This is a genomic window from Hydrogenophaga sp. GW823-FHT04C09 (assembly GCF_058796355.1).
Genome location: NZ_JBXAIO010000012.1, coordinates 64,517 through 72,500 on the forward strand (window position 1 = coordinate 64,517; position 7,984 = coordinate 72,500).

Annotated in this window: 7 protein-coding genes (1 of these 7 only partly in view); 1 reads left to right on the plus strand and 6 read right to left on the minus strand. The window is 70.6% G+C overall.

The genetic code is table 11. The features are described 5' to 3' along the window. Window positions 1–14: 14 nt before the first annotated feature. Genes AC1Q9M_RS24380 through AC1Q9M_RS24400 form a run of 5 tightly spaced genes read right to left on the minus strand, consistent with a single transcriptional unit; the run spans window position 15 to window position 4,297 of the window. Window positions 15–869 (minus strand): PhzF family phenazine biosynthesis protein, encoded by an 855-nt coding sequence (locus tag AC1Q9M_RS24380; protein ID WP_492436204.1) that lies wholly within the window; start codon window positions 867–869, stop codon window positions 15–17. A gap of 20 nt (window positions 870–889) precedes the next feature. After that, window positions 890–1,504: a glutathione S-transferase family protein gene (locus AC1Q9M_RS24385; RefSeq protein WP_382322984.1), complete on the minus strand. Its 615-nt coding sequence runs from the start codon at window positions 1,502–1,504 to the stop codon at window positions 890–892. A gap of 4 nt (window positions 1,505–1,508) precedes the next feature. Then, on the minus strand, window positions 1,509–2,729 hold the full coding sequence (locus AC1Q9M_RS24390; protein WP_444688114.1) for an aminotransferase-like domain-containing protein: 1,221 nt from the start codon (window positions 2,727–2,729) through the stop codon (window positions 1,509–1,511). 12 nt (window positions 2,730–2,741) lie between these two features. Next, a complete protein-coding gene (locus tag AC1Q9M_RS24395) occupies window positions 2,742–3,686 on the minus strand; it encodes a DMT family transporter (RefSeq protein WP_492436207.1) in 945 nt (314 codons plus the stop codon). Beyond that, window positions 3,683–4,297, minus strand: coding sequence for a LysE family translocator (locus tag AC1Q9M_RS24400; protein WP_291119826.1), 615 nt, complete (start codon window positions 4,295–4,297; stop codon window positions 3,683–3,685). Before AC1Q9M_RS24400 ends, AC1Q9M_RS24395 begins: the two co-directional genes overlap by 4 nt. A gap of 143 nt (window positions 4,298–4,440) precedes the next feature. On the opposite strand from AC1Q9M_RS24400, the gene AC1Q9M_RS24405 reads away from it, so the two are divergent. Beyond that, on the plus strand, window positions 4,441–5,859 hold the full coding sequence (locus AC1Q9M_RS24405; RefSeq protein ID WP_492436209.1) for an aminotransferase-like domain-containing protein: 1,419 nt from the start codon (window positions 4,441–4,443) through the stop codon (window positions 5,857–5,859). A gap of 13 nt (window positions 5,860–5,872) precedes the next feature. Here the strand turns inward: AC1Q9M_RS24405 and AC1Q9M_RS24410 are convergent, their stop codons facing one another. Beyond that, window positions 5,873–7,984 carry the 3' portion of an ATP-binding protein gene (locus AC1Q9M_RS24410; RefSeq protein ID WP_382322987.1) on the minus strand. The gene runs 108 nt beyond the window's last position, so 2,112 of the gene's 2,220 nt are visible here — the last part of the coding sequence; its start codon lies off the right edge, out of view; it ends in the stop codon at window positions 5,873–5,875.

Below are 7,984 nucleotides of genomic sequence, written 5' to 3' on the forward strand. Positions count from 1 at the left end.
GCCTCTCCCGGAGGTCACAGCGTCACCTCGCCGTCGATGCAGGTGACGGAGGCGCCGCCGACCCAGATGGTGCCTTCGGCGTCGCGGTGGATGTGCACGCGCCCGGCGCGCGCCATGGCCGTGCCTTGCGCGGCGACGTAGTCCGGTGGCGCCATGCCCGCGCCGATCAGCCATTGCGCCACGGCGGCGTTGAGGCTGCCGGTCACCGGGTCTTCGCTCAGCGTCTGGTGGCCGTGGAAGAAAGCGCGCACCTCGAAGGCGGTGTCCGAGCCGGCGGGTTGCGGGCCGACGAGGCCGATCTCCAGCCCGGCGAGCACCTGCGCATCGGGCCGCACCGCGAGCACCTGCTCGGCCGAGCGCAGCATCACGCCGCGCCAGGGTGGGCCGTTCTCGCACCAGGCGTGCGCCACGATCTCATCGCGCGCCAGGCCCAGGCCGCGCGCGATCAGGGCCACGTCGGCCTCGTCGAGCGGGCCGCTGCGCCGCAGCGGCGGCGCGGCAAACGCGAGGCGCTCGCCATCGCGCCGGATGCGCACCAGGCCCACGCCGCATTCCTGCACCACGTGGGCTTGGGCCCGGGGCTGGCCGCCGGCCTGCAGCCAGGCGTGGCAGGTGCCCAGCGTGGGGTGGCCCGCGAAAGGCAGTTCCCGGCCGGGGCAGAAGATGCGCACGCGGTAGTCGGCACCGGCCGCGTGGCCTTCGTCGGTGGGCGGCAGCACGAAGGTGCACTCCGAGAGGTTGGTCCAGTCGGTGAACTGCTGCATGGCCTCGGTGCTCAGGCCGGTGCCGTCGAGCACCACGGCCAGCGGGTTGCCGCGGTAGGGTGTTTCGGTGAACACGTCGACTTGCTTGAAGGGGCGTTGGGCCATGGGAAGGTTCTCCGGGTTCGTCAGGACAGGGGCAGGTCGAGCACGCCGCGGCTCGCGGGCCGGGCCAGCCAGCCGGCGTACCAGCGTTCGAGGTGCGGCCACGCGGGGCGCGGCTGCGGCAGGCCCCACCAGCGGTGCACTTCGCAGGCGATGGGGATGTCGGCCATGGTGAGCGCATCGCCGGCCATGAAGGCCTGGCGCGACAGGTGCTCGTCGAGCAGGGCGAACAGCGGCTCGGTGGCGGCGACCGATTGCGCGATCACCTGGGCGTTGCGCTGCGCGGCCGGTGTGCGGATCCACTGCTTGAAGCCCGGGCTGCCCGCGGGGTTGAGCGTGGTCTGCTGCCAGTCCATCCAGCGCTCGGCATCGAAGCGTTGTCGCAGATCGCTCGGGTAGAGCCGGTTCTCGCGCGCGCACAGGTAACGCACGATGGCGTTCGATTCCCAGAGCGTGAAGTCGCCGTCCTGCAGCAGCGGCACCAGGCCGTTGGGGTTGCGCGCGCGGTAGCCGGGCGTGTCCACGACGCCGTGGGCCAGGCCGGCGTCGGTGCGCGGCAGGTCGAGGCCGAGCACCTGCGCGCACAGCACGACCTTGCGCACGTTGATCGAGCTCAGCCGGCCCCACAGCTGCAGCATGGGCTCAGGCCTTCGGTTGTTCGCGAATGGCCTGGGCCAGCGCGGTGATGCCGATGCGGATCTGCTCCACGCTGGCGGTGACGAAACTCAGGCGCAGGCTGCGTGGATCGGGTTCGTCGGCGTAGAACGCGGCGCCGGGCACGAAGGCCACGCCCTTGTCCACCGCGCGTGGCAGCAGGTCGATGGCGTTCATGCCTTCGGGCAGGCGCACCCAGAGGAACATGCCGCCGTCGGGCGAGTTCCACTGCACGTCCAGGCCCTGCATCTCCTGCGCCAGACTGGCCAGCATGGCCGCGCACTGGCTCTTGTAGAGCGCGCGGATGGTGGGCACATGGCGGTCCAGGAAACCGTCCTTGAGCACCTCGGCCACCATGCGCTGGTTGAAGCCGGGGCTGTGCAGGTCGGCTGCCTGCTTGGCTTGCAGCAGCTTGGGGAAGACCGCCTTGGGCGCGACGATGAAACCCAGCCGCAGGCCGGGCGCGAGCACCTTGGAGAAAGAACCCAGGTAGATGCAGCCGTCGGGGTTGCGCGCGCTCAGCGGCAGCGGCGGCGGCGCGTCGAACCAGAGGTCGCCATACGGGTTGTCTTCCACGATCGGCAGGCCGTGCGCGGCCGCGCTGGCCACCAGCGCGGCGCGGCGGGCCTCGCTCATGCTGCGGCCGGTGGGGTTCTGGAAGTTGGGCAGCACGTAGAGGAAACGCGCGCGGTTCGCGCCGCTGCCCACCCGGCGTTCGAGGTCACCCACGTCGACGCCCTCGGCGTCACTGGCCACGGCTTCGATGATGGGCTCCATGGGGGTGAAGGCCTGCAGCGCGCCAAGGTAGGTGGGCGTTTCCACCAGCACGCGGCTGTCGGTGTCGATCAGCACCTTGGCCACCAGGTCCAGGCCCTGCTGGCTGCCGGTGGTGATGAGCACCTGGGCCGGATCCACTTCCCAGGGCAGTTGCGCCGCCACGGCCTCGCACAGCGGGCCGTAGCCTTCGCTGGCCGAGTATTGCAAGGCCGCCAGGCCGTCTTCGCGCAGCACCTTGGCGCAGGCGTCGGCGAACGCGCTCACCGGGAAGGTCTTGGGCGAGGGCAGGCCGCCGGCGAAACTGATGATGCCGGGCTTCTCCGTGACCTTGAGGATCTCGCGGATCACCGAGGGGTTCATGCGCGCGGCGCGGCGGGCCAGCGTCCAGGGCATGGCGGTGGTGGGCGTGGTGGGCAGGTCGTTGGGTTTCATGAAGGTCTCCGTTCAAACGTGTTCGGTGGGCGCGCTGGCGTGTACCGGCATTTTCTTTCCAATGAAGACGGTGGCGATCACCGCGATCGCAAAACCCAGCGAGACGGCGTCGAGCCGTTCGCCGAGCAAGGGCACGGCGAACAGCATGCCGAGAAAAGGCTGCACCAGCTGCACCTGGCTCACGCGCACCGTGCCGCCCAGGGCCAGGCCGCGGTACCAGGCGAAGAAACCGATCCACATCGAGAACACGGCGGTGTAGGCGAAGCCCCACCAGGCCGAGGCCTGCAGCACCGCCTGCGGCCGGGTCAGGGTGGCCAGGGGCAGGGTGAGTGGCAGGGCGATCACCAGGGCCCAGCAGATGACGTGTTCGGCGCGCATGCGCTGCGACAGGCGCGCGCCGTACGCATATCCCACGGCGGCGCACAGCATGGCGGCGAGCAGCAGCGCATCGGCCGGATGCAGTGTGAGGCCGGCACTGCCCGAGCGCAGCACCGCAAAGCCCACCACCAGCGCGCTGCCCAGGGCGGCGCAGGCCCAGAAGCCGACGGAGGGCCGCTGGCGGTGCAGCAGCGCGCCCACCGCCGCCGTGGCCAGCGGCAGCACACCCACGATCACGCTGGCGTGCACCGCTTCCACATAGCGCATGGCCACCGAGGTGAACAGCGGAAAACCGAACACCACCCCGGCCGAGGTGATGGCCAGCGGCAGCAGGTCTTCGCGGTGCGGCAGCGGCGCGCGCGTGGCGACCAGGAAGGCGATCGACAGCAGGGCCGCCACCACGGCGCGGCCCAGCGCGACGAACACGCCGGACATCTGGGGCGCATCGACCGAGCCCACGGCCAGCCGCGTCATGGGCAGGGTGAGCGCGAAGATCACCACGCCCAGCAGGCCGAGCATCAGCCCCTTGTTGGCAGGCCGGTCGATCCAGCGCGGTGCGGGCAGGCTGTGGGTGGTCATACAGTGAGCATCCAGAGGGCGGTGGCCACCAGCACGGCGGCCAGCACGCGGTTGAACCAGACCAGGCGCGTGCCCTGCGTGAGCCACTGGCGCAGCAGCGAGCCGGCGACCGCGTAGGTGAGGTTGCTGGTGAAGGCGAAGAACACCATCACCACGCAGATGATGGCCAGCCGCTGGCCCGGGTTGGGCGCGGGCTGCCCGGCGGCGTTGACCACCCAGCCGGCGGTGAGCGTGAGCGCCAGCATCCAGGCCTTGATGTTGAGGAACTGCAGGCCCACGCCCTGCAGGAAGCTGACGTTCAGGCGCGAGGCGTCGACCTCGGAGAGCTTGGAGGCGCCCGCCAGTTTCCAGGCCAGCCACAGCATGTAGGCCACGCCCAGCAGCTTCACGCCCCAGCGCAGCGCCGGCACACCCAGCACCAGCGCGCCCAGGCCGAGGCCGCAGGCCAGCATGAGCAGCGTCCAGCCGGTGGGCACCGCGAAGCAGAAGCGCAGGGCGCGCCGCAGGCCCAGGTTGGCCGCGAGGGCGGTGGACAGCGTGGTGTTTGGCCCCGGCGAAAAACTCATCGCGGTGCAGAACAGCAGCAGGGCGGTCAGCTCGGTGGCGCTCATGAAGATCGGAGGGATGGGCTTGTCAACACGGGAGGTTCAATGTACGCTTTTGCGCCAGTACACAACCAATACAGTTGACCGGCGCAGTTGCGAGTCTGTATTGGTCGATGCGACAGTACAGGCGCTGGAAGGATGCCCCCGACATGCTGATGAAGACCCCCGCACAATCCCTGACCGAGCAGCTCGCCGTGCGCTTCGCCGACCGCATCCGCAGCCGCCTGCTGGCGCCCGGTGCGCGCCTGCCCTCGGTGCGCCAGTGCGCGCTGCAGCACGGCGTGAGCCCCTCCACCGTGGTGGCCGCCTACGACCAGCTGCTCGCGCAAGGCCTGGTGCAGGCGCGCAAGAACCGGGGCTTCTTCGTGCGCGAAATGCCCACGCCGCGCGCCGACGGTCAGTCGAGCGAAACCAAGGCCGCTGCCGCGAGGGCCGGCGGCGGAGCGTCGCCCATCAACGCGACGGCGCTGATCCGCGGCATGTTCCACAAGGTCAGCAACAAGCCGCACCCGGGCATGGGCGTGTTCCCGCCCGACTGGCTGGAGTCGACCTTCATGCCGGCCGCCGTGCGCAAGGTCACCGGCACGCGCGCCTTGCAGGACTTCTCGCTTCAATACGGCGAGCCGATGGGCGACAGCAGCCTGCGCCGGGTGTTGTCGCAGAAGCTGGCCTCGCTCAACGTGCACGCCGATGCCGAGCACATCATCACCACCGTGGGCGCCACACACGCGCTGGACATCGTGAGCCGCACGCTGCTGCGCGCGGGCGATCCGGTGATGGTGGAGGAGCCCGGCTGGGCGGTGGAGTTCGCGCGGCTGGCCGCGCTGGGCATGCGCATCCTGCCGGTGCCGCGCCGCGCCGACGGGCCCGACCTGGAGGTGATGGCGAAGTACTGCGAGGTGCACCAGCCCAAGCTGTACGTGAGCGTGAGCGTGTTCCACAACCCGACCGGTTACTGCCTGTCGCCCGGCAGCGCGCACCGCCTGCTGCAGCTGGCCAACCGGCACAACTTCCACATCGTCGAGGACGACACCTACAGCCACATCGCGCCCGAACACGCCACGCGCCTGACCGCGCTCGACGGCCTGCAGCGCACCATCTACGTGAGCGGCTTCGCCAAGATCCTCGCGCCCAACTGGCGCATCGGTTACCTGGCCGCGCCGCCGGCGCTGGTGGAGCCGCTGCTCGACACCAAGCTGCTGTCCACGCTGACCACACCCTCCTTGCTGGAAAGGGCGCTGGCGCTGTGCATCGAGCAAGGCCAGTTGCGCCGCCACGCCGAGCGCATCCGCACCCGGCTCGATGCCGCGCGGGCGCGCAGCGTGAAGCTGGCGCTGGGCGCGGGCTGCAGCTTCGCGGCCGAGCCGGTGGGGCTGTTCGGCTGGGTCGACACCGGGGTGGACACCGACGCGCTGGCGCAGCGCATGCTGGACGAGGGCTACCTGATCGCGCCCGGTGCGCTGTTCCATGCCGCGCGGGCGCCCAGCACCCTCATGCGCATCAACTTCACGACCACGCAGGACGCGGCGTTCTGGCGTGTGTTCTCGCGCCTGAAGGCCTCGGGCTGAGCCCTGGGGCTGGCTAGAGCTTGGTGTCGAACAGGTCGCGGCCGCGCGCCTGCAGGATGTCCGCCAGCGCGCGGTCGATCTGGCGCGCTTCGGCCTGCATCAAGGGCAGGGCGCGCGCGAACAAGTGCCAGTCGCCCGACCGGGCGGCCAGCTCCAGGCCCTTGGCCAGGCGCGCGCCACGCTCGGCGGTCATGCTGCCCAGCGAGCCCTTGAGGCCGTGCGCGTGGGCCACGGCCGCGGCCGAATCGCGTGTCTGAAGCGCCTTCTGCAATTCGCTCTGGCGCGAAGCCAGGTCGGCGCGCATGGCCTGGGCCAGTTGCCCCAGCGTCTCTTCGTCGCCATCCAGGCGGCGCAGCAGTTTCTCGACGTCCAGCGCCTCCAGGTGCGTGGCGGCGGCGCGCGAGCCCGACACGGCGCTGGGGACGACGGGGGCGGGGATGGTCACCGGGGCCGGTGCGGGTGTGGCCGGGGCTTGCTCGGGCTCGGCCAGGCCGTCGTCGAGCTTCAGCACCCGGTCCATTTCCTTGATGAGCGCCTGCGGGCTGACCGGCTTGGCGGTATAGCCATCCATGCCGGCGGCCAGGCAGGCTTCGCGGTCGCCCGGCATGGCATTGGCCGTCACGGCCACGATGGGCGTGCGGGGCAGCTTGCGGCGGGTCTCGATGTCGCGGATCTCGTGCGTGGCCTGCAGGCCGCTCATGCCAGGCATCTGCACGTCCATCAGCACCAGGTCGATGCCGCCCTGTTCCCATTGGGCGATGGCGTGCACGCCACCGCGCGCCACGCGCACGATGCAGCCCAGGCGCAGCAGCAACTGCCGCATCATCAGTTCGTTGACCGGGTGATCTTCGGCCAGCAGCACCACCAGGCCGACATAGCGGGCACCGGCCTGCGCGACTTCCTGCAGCTCGGCCGAGGCGCTGAGCGGGCTCTGGTCCAGCTCGCGCAAGGGCAGGGTCAGGGTGAAGGTGCTGCCTTCGCCGGGGTCGCTCTGCAGGTCGATCTCGCCGCCCATGAGCCGGGCCAGCTGCGCGCAGATCGCCAGACCCAGGCCACTGCCGCCATAGGGGCGCGCGGTGGAGGCGTCGGCCTGCGTGAAGGCGTCGAAGACGGTGGCGTGGTGTTCGCGCGCGATGCCCACGCCGCTGTCGCGGACCTGCAGCTGCAGCCGCTTCGGGGCCTGGCCCGCGGGCTCGATCGGCTGGATGCGCACCTCGATCCGGCCGCCGCGGGGCGTGAACTTGAGCGCGTTGGAGAGCAGGTGGTTCAGCACCTGGCGCAGGCGCACCGCATCGCCCATCACCCATTGGGGCAGGGTCGGTGGCAGTTCGAAGCGGAAGTCCAAAGCCTGTTCGCCCGCCTGCTCGGCGTACGGCACGATGGCCTGTTCCAGGGCCTGGTGCAGGTCGAAGCGCACGTTCTCGATGTCGAACTGGCCGGCTTCGATGCGGGAGAGATCCAGCAGGTTGTTGAGCAGGTCCAGCAACTCGTGCGCCGAGTTGTCCATCAGCGCCAGCCAGCTGGACTGGTCCCCATTGAGCGGCGAATCCATCAGCATGCGCGTGAGGCCCATGAACGCGTTGAGGGGCGTGCGCACCTCGTGGCTGATGTTGGCCAGGAATTCGCTCTTGGCCCGGCTGGCCTGTTCGGTCAATTCGCGGGCGCGCTCGCCATCCTGCTCGATGCGCTTGCGCTCGCCGATGTCGGCCAGGGTGCCCATGAGCCGCAGGGGCTGGCCCTTGCTGTCGTGCTCGGCGACCATGGCGTGCGTTTCGACCCAGCGCCAGCCTTCGGAGGCGCGCACCCGGTGCTGCACCACGGCGCGCTGGCTGCGGCCTTCGAGCAAGGCCATCACCTGCACGCGCAGCGGCTCGATGTCGTCGGGGTGCAGGCGCGCGCGCAGGTCGATCGCCTCCCAGTAGCCGTCGGCGGCGATGTCGCCGAGCAGTTCGCCCCAGCGCGCCGTCAGGAACACCTGGGTGGCGGGCAGTTGCCAGTCCCACAGTGCCAGGCCGGCGGCATCTACCGCGAGTTGCAGGCGGTCGCGCGCTTCGTCCAGCGCCTCCTCGGCCAGCAGGCGGCTGTTGGATTCGCGGTGCGCGGTGCTGCGCAGGCGGTCGAGCTC

Excerpts from the sequence above, each read along its gene's own strand:
- AC1Q9M_RS24380 (WP_492436204.1), bottom strand. The coding sequence starts at position 869 with ATGGCCCAACGCCCCTTCAAGCAAGTCGACGTGTTCACCGAAACACCC.
- AC1Q9M_RS24385 (WP_382322984.1), bottom strand. The coding sequence starts at position 1,504 with ATGCTGCAGCTGTGGGGCCGGCTGAGCTCGATCAACGTGCGCAAGGTC.
- AC1Q9M_RS24390 (WP_444688114.1), bottom strand. The coding sequence starts at position 2,729 with ATGAAACCCAACGACCTGCCCACCACGCCCACCACCGCCATGCCCTGG.
- AC1Q9M_RS24395 (WP_492436207.1), bottom strand. The coding sequence starts at position 3,686 with ATGACCACCCACAGCCTGCCCGCACCGCGCTGGATCGACCGGCCTGCC.
- AC1Q9M_RS24400 (WP_291119826.1), bottom strand. The coding sequence starts at position 4,297 with ATGAGCGCCACCGAGCTGACCGCCCTGCTGCTGTTCTGCACCGCGATG.
- AC1Q9M_RS24405 (WP_492436209.1), top strand. The coding sequence starts at position 4,441 with ATGCTGATGAAGACCCCCGCACAATCCCTGACCGAGCAGCTCGCCGTG.